The sequence below is a fragment of the Paenibacillus sanfengchensis genome (assembly GCF_036864765.1).
GTDB lineage: Bacteria > Bacillota > Bacilli > Paenibacillales > Paenibacillaceae > Fontibacillus > Fontibacillus sanfengchensis.
On the sequence record NZ_JBAGJC010000004.1, the window covers coordinates 488,237 to 503,182 of the forward strand.

Annotated in this window: 14 protein-coding genes and 1 pseudogene; 12 read left to right on the forward strand and 3 right to left on the reverse strand. The window is 49.6% G+C overall.

The genetic code is table 11. The features are described 5' to 3' along the window. Positions 1 to 117: 117 nt before the first annotated feature. From V4U84_RS11480 to V4U84_RS11490, 3 genes are all read left to right on the forward strand, one after another. Positions 118 to 1,668: an ABC-F family ATP-binding cassette domain-containing protein gene (locus V4U84_RS11480; protein ID WP_334071242.1), complete on the forward strand. Its 1,551-nt coding sequence runs from the start codon at positions 118 to 120 to the stop codon at positions 1,666 to 1,668. A 72-nt stretch (positions 1,669 to 1,740) separates the two neighbouring features. Then, complete coding sequence (locus V4U84_RS11485) at positions 1,741 to 2,775, forward strand: MoeB/ThiF family adenylyltransferase (RefSeq protein ID WP_334077216.1); 1,035 nt, start codon at positions 1,741 to 1,743, stop codon at positions 2,773 to 2,775. A 125-nt stretch (positions 2,776 to 2,900) separates the two neighbouring features. Continuing rightward, the gene (locus V4U84_RS11490) at positions 2,901 to 3,578 is read left to right on the forward strand and encodes a response regulator transcription factor (RefSeq protein WP_334077217.1); all 678 of its coding nucleotides are present in this window, start codon (positions 2,901 to 2,903) and stop codon (positions 3,576 to 3,578) included. A gap of 112 nt (positions 3,579 to 3,690) precedes the next feature. Here the strand turns inward: V4U84_RS11490 and V4U84_RS11495 are convergent, their stop codons facing one another. Both V4U84_RS11495 and V4U84_RS11500 read right to left on the reverse strand, forming a co-directional pair. After that, on the reverse strand, positions 3,691 to 4,200 hold the full coding sequence (locus V4U84_RS11495; RefSeq protein WP_334071239.1) for a C40 family peptidase: 510 nt from the start codon (positions 4,198 to 4,200) through the stop codon (positions 3,691 to 3,693). 287 nt (positions 4,201 to 4,487) lie between these two features. Further along, a complete protein-coding gene (locus V4U84_RS11500) occupies positions 4,488 to 5,129 on the reverse strand; it encodes a thiamine diphosphokinase (RefSeq protein ID WP_334071238.1) in 642 nt (213 codons plus the stop codon). Positions 5,130 to 5,269: 140 nt separating this feature from the next. Here V4U84_RS11500 and V4U84_RS11505 point away from each other — a divergent pair, with 140 nt between their 5' ends. Then, a complete protein-coding gene (locus V4U84_RS11505; RefSeq protein ID WP_334071237.1) occupies positions 5,270 to 5,905 on the forward strand; it encodes a trimeric intracellular cation channel family protein in 636 nt (211 codons plus the stop codon). A 90-nt stretch (positions 5,906 to 5,995) separates the two neighbouring features. On the opposite strand, the gene V4U84_RS11510 is transcribed toward V4U84_RS11505, so the two are convergent. Then, positions 5,996 to 6,724, reverse strand: a complete 729-nt coding sequence (locus tag V4U84_RS11510; RefSeq protein WP_334077218.1) for an alpha/beta hydrolase — start codon at positions 6,722 to 6,724, stop codon at positions 5,996 to 5,998. 255 nt (positions 6,725 to 6,979) lie between these two features. Between V4U84_RS11510 and pdhA the strand changes: the two genes are divergently transcribed. From pdhA to V4U84_RS11550, 8 genes and pseudogenes are all read left to right on the forward strand, one after another. Then, on the forward strand, positions 6,980 to 8,047 hold the full coding sequence (gene pdhA / locus V4U84_RS11515) for a pyruvate dehydrogenase (acetyl-transferring) E1 component subunit alpha (protein WP_334072032.1): 1,068 nt from the start codon (positions 6,980 to 6,982) through the stop codon (positions 8,045 to 8,047). A gap of 36 nt (positions 8,048 to 8,083) precedes the next feature. After that, on the forward strand, positions 8,084 to 9,064 hold the full coding sequence (locus V4U84_RS11520) for an alpha-ketoacid dehydrogenase subunit beta (RefSeq protein ID WP_334071235.1): 981 nt from the start codon (positions 8,084 to 8,086) through the stop codon (positions 9,062 to 9,064). A gap of 42 nt (positions 9,065 to 9,106) precedes the next feature. Further along, on the forward strand, positions 9,107 to 10,423 hold the full coding sequence (locus tag V4U84_RS11525) for a dihydrolipoamide acetyltransferase family protein (protein WP_334071234.1): 1,317 nt from the start codon (positions 9,107 to 9,109) through the stop codon (positions 10,421 to 10,423). A gap of 6 nt (positions 10,424 to 10,429) precedes the next feature. Beyond that, positions 10,430 to 11,845 carry a dihydrolipoyl dehydrogenase gene (lpdA, locus tag V4U84_RS11530; RefSeq protein WP_334071233.1) on the forward strand — a complete coding sequence of 472 codons (1,416 nt, stop codon included), beginning with the start codon at positions 10,430 to 10,432 and terminating at the stop codon, positions 11,843 to 11,845. 318 nt (positions 11,846 to 12,163) lie between these two features. Continuing rightward, positions 12,164 to 12,564, forward strand: a pseudogene (gene tnpA / locus V4U84_RS11535) (IS200/IS605 family transposase). A gap of 4 nt (positions 12,565 to 12,568) precedes the next feature. After that, the gene (gene tnpB, locus V4U84_RS11540; RefSeq protein WP_334077219.1) at positions 12,569 to 13,672 is read left to right on the forward strand and encodes an IS200/IS605 family element RNA-guided endonuclease TnpB; all 1,104 of its coding nucleotides are present in this window, start codon (positions 12,569 to 12,571) and stop codon (positions 13,670 to 13,672) included. 153 nt (positions 13,673 to 13,825) lie between these two features. Beyond that, positions 13,826 to 14,533: a hypothetical protein gene (locus V4U84_RS11545; protein ID WP_334071232.1), complete on the forward strand. Its 708-nt coding sequence runs from the start codon at positions 13,826 to 13,828 to the stop codon at positions 14,531 to 14,533. Positions 14,534 to 14,547: 14 nt separating this feature from the next. Continuing rightward, complete coding sequence (locus V4U84_RS11550; RefSeq protein WP_334071231.1) at positions 14,548 to 14,919, forward strand: cupin domain-containing protein; 372 nt, start codon at positions 14,548 to 14,550, stop codon at positions 14,917 to 14,919. The last annotated feature ends 27 nt before the right edge of the window (positions 14,920 to 14,946 follow it).

A 14,946-nucleotide genomic window follows, 5' to 3' on the forward strand; every position in this document is an offset into this window, starting at 1 on the left:
TCATTTAATCCGGAGAGGTTACGGACGTCTTCTCCGTATGTTAAAATAGGTTCTTGAATGTCTCTTTTTGAAAGAAACAAACCTATTTTTCATATAGAAGGAGCTTGTGCGTTAATTATGAGTTTATTGACCGTAGAGAACCTTTCCCACAACTTTGGTGAAAGAACGCTGTTTAAAAATGTGTCCTTCCGGCTGCTTGCCGGGGAACATGTTGGACTAGTGGGAGCAAACGGTGTGGGCAAATCCACACTGATGAATATTTTGACCGGACAACTTCTGAAGGACGAGGGTAAGGTGGAATGGACCCCGAAGGTGCGTTACGGATACCTGGATCAGCACTCCAAGCTGACCCCCGGGAAAACGGTTCGGGATGTATTGAAGGACGCGTTTCTTCCGCTGCTTGAGCTTGAGAAGGAAATGATGGAAATTACGGATAAAATGGCGGACGCTACGCCGGAAGAGCTGGAGGAACTTCTGAATCAGATGGGGGAAATCCAGGAGCAGCTGGAGATCGGCGATTTCTATCTCATCGATGTCAAGGTTGAGGAAATGGCCAACGGCCTCGGGCTTTCCGCGATTGGTCTCGACCGCGATGTTGCCGCTTTAAGCGGGGGACAGCGGACCAAGGTGCTGCTCGCGAAACTTTTGCTGGAGAAACCGAACGTACTTCTGCTGGACGAGCCGACCAACTATCTGGACGTGGAACATATCCAATGGTTGACGAATTATTTGCAAAATTACCCTTACGCGTTTATTTTGATTTCCCACGACACGGAGTTTATGAATCAAGTCGTCAATGTCGTTTACCATCTCGAATTCGCCAAGTTGACCCGTTATACTGCGAACTATGATAAGTTTCTGGAAATGGCCGACATCAATAAAAGCCAGCATATCGATGCTTATGAGAAGCAGCAGGAATACATCAAAAAGCAGGAGGACTTCATCCAGCGCAACAAGGCGCGGTATTCGACGTCCGGACGCGCCAAGAGCCGGGAGAAACAATTGGACCGCTTGGAGCGGATCGATAAGCCGGAGGAAGCGGCCAAGCCGATTTTCGGTTTTAAGGAAGCGAGAGCCAGCGGCAAAACCGTATTTGAAGGCATCGATTTCGAGATCGGCTATACGCATGCTTTGCTGCCCAAAATGTCCATGACTATCGAGCGGGGCGAAAAAATCGCTATCGTCGGCTGCAACGGGGTGGGCAAATCGACCCTGCTGAAAACGATTCTGGGCAAAATCCCGCCGGTAAGCGGGAAAACCTATCAAGGCGATTTCCTTTTTCCGTCTTATTTTGAGCAGGAGGTCCGTCCCGGAAACGGGACGCCGATCGACGATGTGTGGAACGAATTCCCTCATCTGAACCAGCATGAGGTCCGTGCGCATCTGGCGCGATGCGGACTAAAGAACGAGCACATTACCCGTCAACTCAGGGCATTGAGCGGTGGAGAGCAGGCCAAAGTCCGTCTATGCAAGCTGATGATGCGGGAGACGAACTGGATATTGTTCGACGAACCGACCAACCACCTGGATGTGGTCGCTAAAGAGGAATTGAAACGGGCTTTAAAGGATTTCAAGGGCACGGTTCTGCTCGTATCCCACGAACCTGACTTCTATGAGGATTGGGTCACTAAGATTTGGGACGTTGAGGCCTGGTCCACCCGGGCATAACCTGGACAAAGTGTAGTCCGTACGTCAAGTGTATAATGCCGGATATCTGAGCGGAAGGATAGTGAGGTAAAGATGAATGGAACACGGCATGATCGCTATTCCCGCCAAAAGCTGTTCCCGCCGATTGGCCCTGCGGGTCAGCAGCGATTATCGGAATCCTCGGTTCTGATTATCGGGGCGGGAGCGCTGGGAACCGGGATCGCCGAAACGCTGGCTCGCGCTGGCGTCGGACGCCTGATTGTGGCAGACCGGGATTATGTGGAATGGAGCAATCTGCAGCGTCAGCAACTTTATAATGAGGCGGATGCCGCCCAGAGGCTTCCCAAGGCGGTCGCAGCCGAGCGACACTTGCGGGCGCTTAACAGCGAGATTATTGTAGAAAGTCATGTCATGGACGTGACGCATGAGGACATGGACGAACTTTCCCGCGGTGTAGATCTGATCATGGACGCTACGGATAATTTTGACACCCGTCTGGTGATTAACGACATTTCGCAGAAACAGGGAATTCCCTGGATCTATGGCGGATGCGTCGGCAGCTATGGCATGACATTGACCATTTTGCCGGGGGAAACCCCTTGTTTAAATTGTCTGCTTGGCGTCGTCCCTCTGGGGGGCGACACTTGCGATACGGCTGGAGTCATTCCACCGGCGGTTCAACTGGTCGTGGCCCATCAGACAACGGAAGCGCTGAAATTGCTCACAGGTCATAAGGAAGCTCTGCGCGGGACGCTGCTTACCTTCGATCTGTGGCGCAATGAGCAGACGGAAATGAAGGTGGGAGCAGCCAGAAGACCGGATTGTTTATCCTGCGGCGAGCACAAAACTTTCCCTTATTTATCCGCAGCCCATTCCCGCAAAACCGAGGTTCTGTGCGGCAGGGATACGGTACAAATCCGGCCCGCTTCCAAACGCACGCTTTCGCTTCCGGACATGGCCGGTAAGCTTGGGAAGCTGTCGGACGGAAAGGTGGAGGTCAATCCCTTTCTGCTTTCCTTCTCGCTGGATAACATCCGTATGGTCTTGTTCGAGGACGGAAGAGCGCTCGTTCACGGGACAAAGGATATTTCCGAGGCTAAAGCCCTCTATGACCGGTATTTGGGTTAGGTAAGCTGTTGATTGACTTTCTATCGAAAACGAATCATTTCGCGGTTCAGACGGAATGGTTTGTTTTTTTTTTGACCATGTTAGTACTACGAAGATTGTACAAGTTTAGGGCGAGGCGGGAGGATATGAAGGATAGCGTGCTTTTGATGCACAAAAACGATGCCGCCGGCATACAGTTACAAAATAAATTGGAAGAAGCGGGGTATAAGGTTCGCTTGTGTTTTAATTTTGAGGACACCGCCGCCGAGTTGATCAACGACATGCCCGGTATTTTGCTGCTTCAGGTTGAAAAAGAGGGCGGTGAATTATATGGGGAGATGGAGCGGTTGGGGGGATATTCCAGTTTTCCCGTCCTGGTAATGCTGGAGGAATGGAACTCCGAAGAACTGGTAACCGCCTTGGAAGCCGGGATGATCGAAGTTGTTGAAGCAACGATTCCCTTTGTTGAACTTAAGGCGCGGATCCGCAGCCTGATTCGGCTTTATGGCCGGTTTACCGAAGACTACGTCTCGGAACTGAACTACGAGGACCTTAAGATCGAGCTAAAGGGGAGAAAGACTTACCGGGGCGACGAGCTCCTTAAGCTGACTCCGAAGGAATTCGACTTGCTCAAATATTTGGTCAAACGGGCGGAGCATGTCTGTCAGCGGGATCAGATATTACAAGAGGTTTGGGGCTACGATTTTGCAACGGGGACCAATGTAGTCGATGTGTACATCCGTCACCTTCGCAAAAAAATCGATAAGGGGAGGCCCCGTAAACTGATTCACACGGTCCGGGGAACGGGCTACGTGATTCAATAAAACGAATTCTCCCAAGAAACCAAACAACCCGATAGAGAGGCTATCGGGCATCGGTTAACTTACTGATTTGGTTGAAGATGTTTCTGGACGTAATTCGGTAAGTTTGTTTAAACTAGAGGACGCGGCGAGCTTTTAAGTAAGTTCTTTTCCAGGTTCCGGAATTCAGATTGGAAATCGTAACACCCGGTTTGCCGTAAGTGTGCAGGATCTTGCCGTTCCCCATATAAACCGCGACATGGGTCACGTTTCTTCCGTTAGCGCGGCTGCCGCTGGAGAAGAAGACCAGATCGCCGGCTTTCAAATTCGATTTGGAGACGGCACGTCCCACTTTCGATTGAGCCACGGAAGTCCGGGGCAGATTTACGCCGTATTTGGCGAAAATCCGTTTCATAAAGGAAGAGCAATCAAAAACCCGGGTTGTCGATGTTGATGCGCCAAATTTATAAGGAGTGCCCATAAACGTTTTTCCGTAGTTAACAACTTGAGTTCCCTTGGATACCGCTACGCTTTCCGCAGCTTGGGCCGGTGCGGCTCCAGCTCCACTTGCAAGCAGAGTGCTGAATCCGATAGTTGAGACAATCCCTACCGTCAATACTTTTTGGAATAGTTTGTGCAATTTCATGTTGTAGTACCTCCAAATTTTTTTGTCGACCGGTTCGAATTGAAGTATAACAGGTTTTTAACTGCCTAAATTTTGGCAAGCCGCCTATAAATGCAGGGCCCGCGCGAGTTTCAGGGCGATTATTAAAATACAATTAAAGTTTACAAAAAAGTAAGAAATAATGATGGGTAAATGTAAAGAAGCACAAAAAAAGCCTTGATATATCAAGGCTTTTTTTGTGCTTGACTAGTAAAAATAAGGCGGCACAAAGGTTACAACTTTGTATTAATTTAAACGTGTGAAGTTCCTTAATCCTTGCTTTGAATCACGAGGAGAAGTCCGCTTTCAATTCGGACCGTTCCCTTGTCGCCCTTCAAACGATTGCTGACTCCCAGCGACTGCCCCATTTTAAGCGTCGCGTTGTCCAAGGGGTACATAAATCCCTCCAAATGAATTCCTGTTACCTCCGTGGTCAGAGGAAGCAGGGAAACATATTTATAACCGCGATTCTCGACGACGCAGCTCGTTCCGGTGAGGGTAATATAATTGTTGGCGTCCCAAATTACGCTGGTAATCTGGTGCTGCATGCCTCGCAGCATCATCTGTATGTTGGATAACGTATGGTCCATTCGCGTGCCGATCACGCCGGTCATCACGATCTCGGAAGCGTGCCTTTCAATAGCAAGGTCGAAAGCCAGCTCCGTATCGGTCAGATCTTTGTTAACCGCATCGCAAGCGATCATTTCCCGACTATTCGCTTTGATTAGCTCCAATTCTTCCGGGATGACGGAGTCGAAGTCTCCGACCGAAATATCGGGGCGGATTCCGTGTTGGACGAGGAATAAAGCTCCCCGGTCAGCTCCGATAATCAGGTCCTCCTTGCGAATTTCCTTAATGAAATCAGGGTCGATGGTTCCGCCGGCAAAAATAACCACTCGTTTCGCTACCATAAGAAAACTCCCTTTCTGTTGTAGGCCCGCTTATTACCAGTATAGTTCAGTTTTTTCTCTTGCACAATTGAACGGGTCAAGCATACAATGGACTGGTCAAATGTTACTGAACGCCGAAGAGAGGAGCCGGAGCGTAAGAAATGCACTTATTTGACATTTTTAGTATTATCGGAACTATCGCGTTTGCGATGTCGGGTGCGTTTGTGGCAATGGAAGAGGAGTATGACATTCTGGGCGTGCTTGTACTCGGGCTCGTAACGGCCTTTGGCGGAGGAATTGTCCGCAATGTATTGATCGGAGTTCCCGTCACGACGTTATGGGCTCAAGGGGATTTAATCATGCTTGCGGTTTTATCGGTCCTTGTCGCTTTCGTTCTGCCTCTGAAATGGATTCATCATTGGAAGAAGACAGAAGCGCTGTTTGATGCTATCGGTTTGTCCGCTTTTGCCATTCAGGGAGCGCTGTATGCCAACGGCATGAATCATCCGGTCAGCGCCATTTTGGTGGCTGCGGTACTAACGGGAATCGGCGGCGGGATTATCCGGGATTTGCTGGCCGGACGCAAGCCGCTCGTACTGAGGGATGAGATTTACGCCGTGTGGGCGATGTTGGCCGGGCTCGCCGTAGGGTTGAAGTTTTTTACGTCTACCGTCGGTTTGCTGCTGCTGTTCGGCTTGGTTGTCTTCTTCCGGATGCTTTCCGTTCATTATAAATGGAAGCTGCCTAGCCGGTCTCTTCGCACGGGAAGCATCGGGACCAAATCGGAACAGGGGTAAGCCCGAAATTATGGTTACTTCATATTAATAGAAAAAGGATATCGCCCGGATAAGGCGGTATCCTTTTTTTCGTCAGAAGACTATGAAACCTTATAGTAAAAAATGCGTCAACGCACCCGGTAACTCCTGCTGCCAAAAGCCCCAAAGGTGCTTGCCGTCTCTCTCGTAATAAACTATCTTTGCGCCCCGTTCCTCCAGTAATTGTTTGGCCCGGCGATTCAACTCTACAAAATTATAGGTCCCCGTGTCGGTGGTATATTGCTGTTCTTGAAGGCCGACGACCATATATAAGGAAAGATGGGACAAATCCGGTTCAGCTTCGATCATGGCGAGCGTTCGGTCATAGTAGGCTCCGGACAGGCTGATAATTTTGGAAAACAGTTCGGGATTTTTCATAGCCAGATGAAGAGAGAAGGACCCGCCCAAAGAATCTCCGGCAAGCACGCGTTCCTCCGGCTCTTTCCGTACCGGATAATTGCGTTCGACAAAGGGTATAATCTCTTCTGTAATACAGCGGCAATAGGCTTCGAACCGATGGCCGAAAGGGGCGTATTCTTCCGTTCGGACAGCAGTGTCGACTTCAATGCCTACAATAATAAAAGGCTCGAGACCGTCATCCAGAATCAGTTTGTTCGCATGGGTGGCAATCCGCCCGAAGTTGAAAAACTCTTCGCCGTCCTGACAGTAGACGACAGGGTAACTAAGTATTTCATTGTAGCCCGGAGGGAGGTAAATGCGCAGTTTTCGCTTTTCCCCCAAGTTGTTGCAGTCGATTTCCTCTCTGACAATAGTCCGCTTTAAATAGCGTGAATCCGTCATAATTCGGCTCGCTCCTTATCGTCTTGATATTTTGCTTTTGACCCCTCATTACGTTAAGATAGCCCTGGGAGAGGTAAACGCATTCACTACCAGAACCCGATTGTGTTACATAATTGTGTTACTGCTGTTATATAAACAAAGATAAAAAATTAAGTCATTTACGCGCAATTCCTTTGACTTAACGACTGAAACAGTTGTATAATAATTCTATAACAGCGGAACATGATAATCAAATATTTTGTCGAGGTGAAGAAAATGAGCAAGATTCCTTATGAAGTATATACCGAGGAAGTCGAGGCTTTAACCGTCCTCTCACTGGATGGTGAGATTGTCAACAAAGATAAAGCCCCGAACTTGACAGATGATCAATTGAAAGAATTAATGTACCGTATGGTTTTCACCCGCACATGGGATGAGCGCGCCATCAACCTGGGCCGCCAAGGCCGCCTCGGCTTTTATGCGCCGGTATCCGGTCAAGAAGCCACGATGGTCGGCAGTGAGTTCGCTTTGGACAAGAACGACTTCGTTTGCCCGGGCTACCGCGATATGCCGCAGCTGGTGTGGCATGGTCTTCCACTTTATCAAGCTTTCCTGTACTCTCGCGGCCATCAGCATGGCGGACAAATTCCGGAAGGCGTCAACGTACTTATGCCTCAAATCATTATCGGCGCTCAAGTGCTTCATGCCATGGGGATCGCCATGGGCTATAAATTGAAGAAGCAAAAACAAGTTGCCATTACTTACACGGGAGACGGCGGTTCGTCCGAAGGCGATTTCTACGAAGCGCTTAACTACGCTGGAGTTTACAAACTGCCGGTTATTTTCTTTGTGCAAAATAACGGCTATGCCATTACGACCCCATTCTCGAAACAAACCGCCGCATTATCCATTGCTCATAAGGCGGTTGCCGCCGGTATCCGCGGCGTGAAGATCGACGGTATGGACGTGTTCGCGGTCATCAGCGCGGTTCAAGAAGCCGCTGAGCGTGCCCGTAACGGCGAAGGTGCTACTTTGATCGAGGCGGTCACTTATCGTTTCCGTCCGCATTCCTTGTCCGACGATACGAGTAAGTATCGTACGAAAGAAGAAGAAGGACAATGGAGCGAGAAGGACCCGATCGCCCGTCTTGCCAAGTATCTGGAGAAGAAAGGCCTCTGGACCGAAGAAGATACGGCTCGCGTGAAAGAGGAAGCGAAAGCGAAAGTGAACGAGCAAATCAAGAAGGCGGAACAAACCGAGAAGATGACGGTTCCTGGTTTGATCGACAGCATGTTCGAACAAACGCCTAAGCATCTGGAAGAGCAAAAAGCCGATTTTAAATAAGCCTTGAAGAAGTTCTAATGAGGAGGATATGAAGCAATGGCACAAATGAATATGAAAGAAGCTATTCGCGACGCGATGCGCGTGGAGTTGAATCGGGATCCGAACGTCGTGCTTTTCGGGGAAGACGTTGGTAATGTCGGCGGGGTGTTCCGCGTAACGGAAGGACTGCAAAAGGAATTTGGCGAAGAGCGCGTCTTCGACACGCCGCTGGCCGAATCCGCCATCGGCGGTCTGGCCGTCGGTTTGGGGATTCAAGGGTTCCGTCCTGTTGCGGAAATCCAGTTTGTCGGCTTTATTTTTGAAGCGTTGGACCAAATTCTCGTTCAGGCTGCCCGCATGCGTTACCGTTCCGGCGGACGCTATCATGCACCGGTTGTATTCCGTACGCCTTACGGCGGGGGGGTTAAAGCGGCGGAATTGCATACCGATGCCCTGGAAGGTTTGATTGCGCAAACTCCGGGTATTAAACTGGTAATTCCTTCGAATCCGTATGATGCAAAGGGTCTGATGATTTCCGCGATCCGCGACAATGACCCGGTATTCTTCATGGAGCATTTGAACTTGTACCATGCTTTCCGCGCGGAAGTTCCTGAAGGCGAGTATACAGTAGAGCTTGGCAAAGCGAACGTGGTCCGCGAAGGGTCCGACGTAACGATTATCGCCTACGGCATGATGGTTCATACCGCGGTAAAAGCGGCGGAAGAACTGGAGAAAAGCAAAGGCATCAAAGCCGAAGTGATCGATTTGCGCACGCTCGTGCCGCTGGACATCGATACGATTCTTGCGTCCATTAAGAAAACGAACCGCGCTATCGTCGTACAGGAAGCGCAAAAATCCGCCGGTATGGCCGCTGAAATTATCGCTCAAATCAATGAAAAAGCGATCCTGCACTTGGAAGCTCCAGTGCTTCGCATTACGCCTCCGGATACCGTTTATCCGTTCGCGCAAATCGAAGACCAATGGCTTCCGACTCCGGCCCGGATCATCGAGGGCGTCAACAAAGTACTTGAATTTTAATGAAACGGCATACGAAAAATTGAAAAACAGGAGGTCTTCCAGGTGGCAAAATTTGAATATCGCTTCCCAGAGCTCGGCGAAGGATTGCATGAAGGCGAAATTATTAAAATGCACATCAAAGCCGGCGACAAAGTAACAGATGAAGATATCGTCATGGAGGTACAAAACGACAAGGCGGTCGTTGAAGTTCCATGCCCGGTAAACGGTACAGTACTTGAAGTGTTCGGTTCGGACGGCGCGATCTTCCGCGTGGGCCAAGTTGTGGCTGTGATCGACGCGGAAGGCGATATTCCTGAGCAGGAACCCGCTCCGGAACAAGCAGGCTCGCAAGAAGCCGACGCGGCGCAAGGCGGAGCCGAAACGAAGGATTCCCCGGCTGCAACAAGCCCGGCTGACGCCAAAGAAGGCGGCGCTGGCGCAGCAGCACCGGCTGCTCCTAACCGTGAAGTGCTGGCTACGCCTAGCGTGCGCAAATATGCTCGCGAGCAAGGCATCGACATCACACAAGTGAGCGGCACCGGAAAAGCCGGTAAAATCTCCCGTGAAGACGTCGACGCGTTCAAAAACGGCGGCGGCGCGGCGGCACCTGCGGCAAGCGGCGCGGCGAAAACTGCGGACGCTCCTGCAGCGCAAGCGGCGGCTCCGGTTAGCGTGAGCGCGGAAGAAGAACGCGTTCCGTTCAAGGGAATCCGTAAAGCGATCTCCAACGCCATGGTTAAATCGGCTTACACCGCTCCGCACGTTACGATTATGGACGAAGTGGACGTAACCGAGCTGGTAGCGTTCCGTACCCGCATGAAACCGATGGCCGAGAAGAAAGGCATCAAGGTCACTTACCTGCCGTTTATCGTAAAAGCGCTCGTGGCCGCTTCCCGTCAATTCCCTGCGCTCAACGCATCGATCGACGAAGAGAACAACGAGATCGTCTACAAGAAACATTACGATATCGGGATTGCTACCGATACGGATAACGGCTTGATCGTTCCTGTGATCAAGGATGCCGACCGTAAGAGCATCTGGATGATCGCCGATGCAATCCGCGATTTGGCGGCCCGCGGCCGTGAAGGCAAGCTGTCCGCGAACGAAATGAAGGGCAGCACGATTTCCATCACGAATATCGGTTCCGCCGGCGGTATGTTCTTTACGCCGATCATTAACTATCCTGAAGTGGCGATCCTCGGTACGGGCCGCATCAGCGAGAAACCGGTCGTGAAGAACGGTGAAATCGTCGTCGCTCCGGTGATGGCTCTGTCGCTCAGCTTCGACCACCGTCTGATCGACGGCGCAACGGCTCAAAACTTCATGAATTATATTAAACAACTGCTCGCGAACCCTGAGCTGCTTGTTATGGAGGTGTAATACAACATGGTAGTAGGAGACGCTTCTCTGGATATTGATACACTGGTTGTAGGTGCAGGTCCCGGCGGATATGTGGCGGCCATTCGTGCCGCCCAACTGGGTCAAAAAGTTGTTATCGTGGACAAATCGGAGCTCGGCGGCGTGTGCTTGAACCGCGGCTGTATTCCTTCAAAGGCTCTGATCTCCGCTGCGCATGCTTACGAAAACGCACAGCATGCCGACGCTTTCGGCGTAACTGCCGAAAACGTGAAGGTTGATTTCAAGAAAACGCAAGAATTCAAAAACGGCGTCGTTAAGAAAATGACCCAAGGCGTTACCGGTTTGCTGAAAGGCAACAAAATCGAGGTTTTCAGCGGTGAAGTGATGTTCATCAATGAAAACGAAGCCCGTGCGTTCAACGAACACGAATCGCCGCGCTACCGTTTCAAACATTGCATCTTGGCTACCGGCTCCCGTCCGATCGAGCTGAAAGCATTCCCGTTCGGCGGACGCATCCTGTCCTCCACGGAAGCTCTGGATCTGCAAGAAATCCCCGGCAGCCTGATTGTTATCGGCGGCGGCTATATCGGCGCCGAACTCGGTCAAATGTTCTCGAAATTCGGCACGAAAGTAACGATCATCGAGGGCATGGATTCCGTGCTTGCAGGGTTTGACAAGGATATGACCCGTCTCGTGACGAAGAGCATGGAGAAAACGGGCATCGAAATCATCACCAACGCCAAAGCCGAAAGTTCCGAGCAAACGGACAAGAACGTGACCGTGAAGTACTCCGTAAACGGCGAAACCAAAGAAGTGACCGCCGATTACCTGCTTGTTACGGTTGGACGTCGCCCAAATACGGACGGGGATCTCGGTCTGGAACTGGCCGGCGTTAAGCTGACCGACCGCGGTCTGGTGGAAGTTGACCATCAAGGACGTACTAGCAACCCGAACATCTTTGCGATCGGCGACATCGTTGCCGGACCTGCGCTGGCCCACAAAGCTTCTTATGAAGGTAAAGTGGCGGCCGAAGTAATTTCCGGTCTTCCGTCCGTTGTGGATTACAAAGCGATCCCTGCGGTTGTGTTCACGGATCCGGAATGCTCGAGCGTAGGCTATACGGAAAAAGAAGCGAAGGAAAAAGGCTTCAAAGTCAAAGCCGGCAAATTCCCGTTCGCGGGTAACGGCCGTGCGACTTCGCTGAACCAGCCCGACGGCTTCATCAAGATCGTGGCTAACGAGGAGAACAACGTGGTTCTCGGCGCGCAAATCGTCGGTATCGAAGCCTCCAACCTGATTGCCGAGCTTGGTCTCGCCATCGAAATGGGCGCTACGCTGGAAGACATTTCGCTGACGATTCACGCTCACCCGACCTTGGGTGAAATCGTCATGGAAACGGCTGAACTCGTTGAAGGTCATCCGATCCACGTAATCTCCCGTTAATTTTTGAACTCTCATTTTTGCGTCCTCCTGATCTCCGGCGGACGCGGATTTCTCCTAAGCATATGGATAGGGCAGGACCGGCATGTTGGGTCTTGCCCTCTTTTTTATGTCTGGTCGAACTTTTCCTTTATTTGATAACGAGTTTTTGCAAAACTCGCGACTTTAGTCATGAGTAAGAAAACTTTGGTTCAGGCATGTCATTGGACATGTCAATGAACCGACGCATGGTATCGACCAATATAAAATAAAACATATGTATTATCAACAATATCACAGTGTTTCTTTCTACATATGTTAAGATTGTTTTGGTGATGAATCATGGTAGAAACAAGACGTGGCCGAGGATATGTTTACGCTCCCCGAGTACCATATCGTATGGTGCGTGAAATATCGACACAAAGTCCTTTCGGATGAAGTGGAGTCCAGACTAAAAGAAATTCTCTTGCAAGTCGCGTCCGACTACAACTTTACGATCTCTGAAATGGAAGCCGATCAAGATCATATGCATGTACTTGTCGAATGCACCCCGCAACATTCCATACCGATATGGTAAAAGTGCTAAAAGGGATTTCAGCAAGGCTTCTGTTTAAGCAATTTCCGCTGCTCAAAAAAAGTTATGGGGAGGCCATTTGTGGAATCCATCTTACTTTGTAGCTACGGTAAGTGAACATACCGAGGAACAAATCCAAAAGTATATTCAAGATCAGAAAGTGAAGTGAGAGCATGCTTGTACATAAAGCCTATAAATTTCGCATTTATCCGAGCAAAGATCAGGCTGTTCTCATCAACAAGACGATCGGCTGTTCCCGTTTTGTATTTAACCACTTTTTGGGGTTATGGAATGAAGCTTATCGCAGCACAGGAAAAGGATTGGCGTATGCTGCATGTTCTGCCGAACTCACGAAATTGAAGCAAGAACTCGAATGGTTAAAAGAACCAGACAAATTTTCTTTGCAAAATGCCCTGAAAAATCTGGCGGATTCGTTTAACCGTTTTTTTAAGAAACAAACTGACGCACCAAGGTTTAAAAGTAAAAAGAATCCTGTACAGTCGTATCAAACCAACTATACCAATGGAAATATTTCGATCATAGGCAACAAGATGAAACTCCCTAAATTAGGGTTAATAAGGTTTGCCAAGTCAAAAGAAGTAGAAGGTCGTATATTGCATGCAACGATTAGAAGGAACTCCTCTGGAAAATACTTTGTTTCCTTGTTAGTAGAAACCGATGTACACCCCCTGCCAAAAACAAACCAAGAAGTCGGTATAGACATGGGGCTAAAAGATTTCGCGGTATTATCCAGTGGCGAAGTGTTTGAGAATCCGAAATTCCTGCGGAAGATGGAACAAAAGCTCATTCGGGAACAGCAGATTCTTTCCAGACGTGTGAAAGGTTCCTCCAACTGGAATAAGCAACGAGTGAAGGTCGCCCAAATCCATGAATGCATTGCCAACTGCCGAACAGACTACCTGCAAAAGCTATCCACGCATATTGTCAAAAACCACGACATGATTGCGATTGAAGATTTGCAGGTGTCTAACCTGATGAAAAACTATAATCTGGCCAAAGCGATTGGTGAAGTGTCCTGGTATCAATTTCGAACGATGCTTGAGTATAAGGCAAAGTGGTACGGGCGTATCGTTGTTGCTGTAGGCCGAACCTTTGCTTCTTCTCAACTTTGTTCGTGCTGTGGTTACCAAAATAAAGAAGTTAAAGACCTTCATATTCGGGAGTGGATATGTCCGGCCTGCCAAACCCGCCATGATCGGGATATCAATGCCAGTAAAAACATCCTTGCCGAAGGCAAGAGGCTCCTATCTGCATAATTGCAGTAACCGCAGGAACTGCGGGGATAGCTTGGTTGCATATCACGTGCTAATTTCTGTTCAGTAGAACGGACTACCCAAGAATCTCGTGGCTTTAGCCATGAGAGGTTCAAACGTTTAGTTATTAATAGAATTGTACTGTGGGAGGAAGAGATGAAGAATTGGAAATCGTTAGGTTGGAAACTGGCACTCTGTGTTATGATGTTCGCCGCGGGTACGACGCTATCGGGACCGGCGAAGGCTGAAATTACAAGCAAGGCCAAATCTGGCGGTAAGCCGCAGACGCAAACGACACTGTCCAAGAAACAAGTGACGCAATGGATTAAAAAGCAAGGGGCAAGAAAGGTAAACTATTATTTTGAAGGTTTGTCTTTTGTCGAAATGCAACTGGATAATGACGAGGAGCTTGAGGTGATCGCGGGGATTGACGGGGCCTCGCATTTGGGCCAATTTTTCGTTTTCGATCGGAGTAAAGCAGGTACTTACAAGCTCATTGCAGAAAAGGATTGGAAAGTGGAACGGCTGCATCCGGGGCCGGCAATCGAAATGAATTCCAAGAAATTGTTTGAAACGGTGGAACGTACGGGCGGAACGGGATTAGACATAAAGTACGTCCACCTGTGGCATGTGGAAAACGGAAAATGGGTTGAAGCGTGGAAAGGAGTTCTCAAGGAGCGGAATGCGATGATAACCGGGTTACATTCGCTTGTCGCGGGAGGTTATCAGGTGATTGACGATACGCTGTACAGCTGGAATACCTTGACCCTGCTTGAAGATGATGACGAGACGATGAAGGGCCAGCGCGAAACGACACTCCAGATCTTTCGTTTTGACGGAACCCGCTTTGTAGAGCAGAAATAAAGGAGCTATCGTGATTGATTAGTAAAAAGAACGCGGAGCATTATATTTGGGGAGACCGCTGCGATGGGTGGCGGCTGGTACATGAACAGGACCGAAGCATCATCCATGAAAAAATGCCCCCGGGAACGTGTGAAACCCGGCATTTTCATAAACAGGCGAAACAATTTTTCTTTGTGCTGTCCGGTACAATGACCCTCGAGGCCGGGGGAGTCGAAACGGTACTGCAGGCCCATGAGGGATTGAACGTCCCGCCAAACCTGCCGCACCAAGTGTTCAATAAATCCGGCGAAGATCTGGAGTTTCTGGTGATATCACAGCCCCCCACTACAAATGACCGGTATCCGGCGCCCGGCGGGACAGATGAAGCTGAAAGTGGAGCCCAATAAGTAGAATAGTTGCACGTAAAGAGGCCG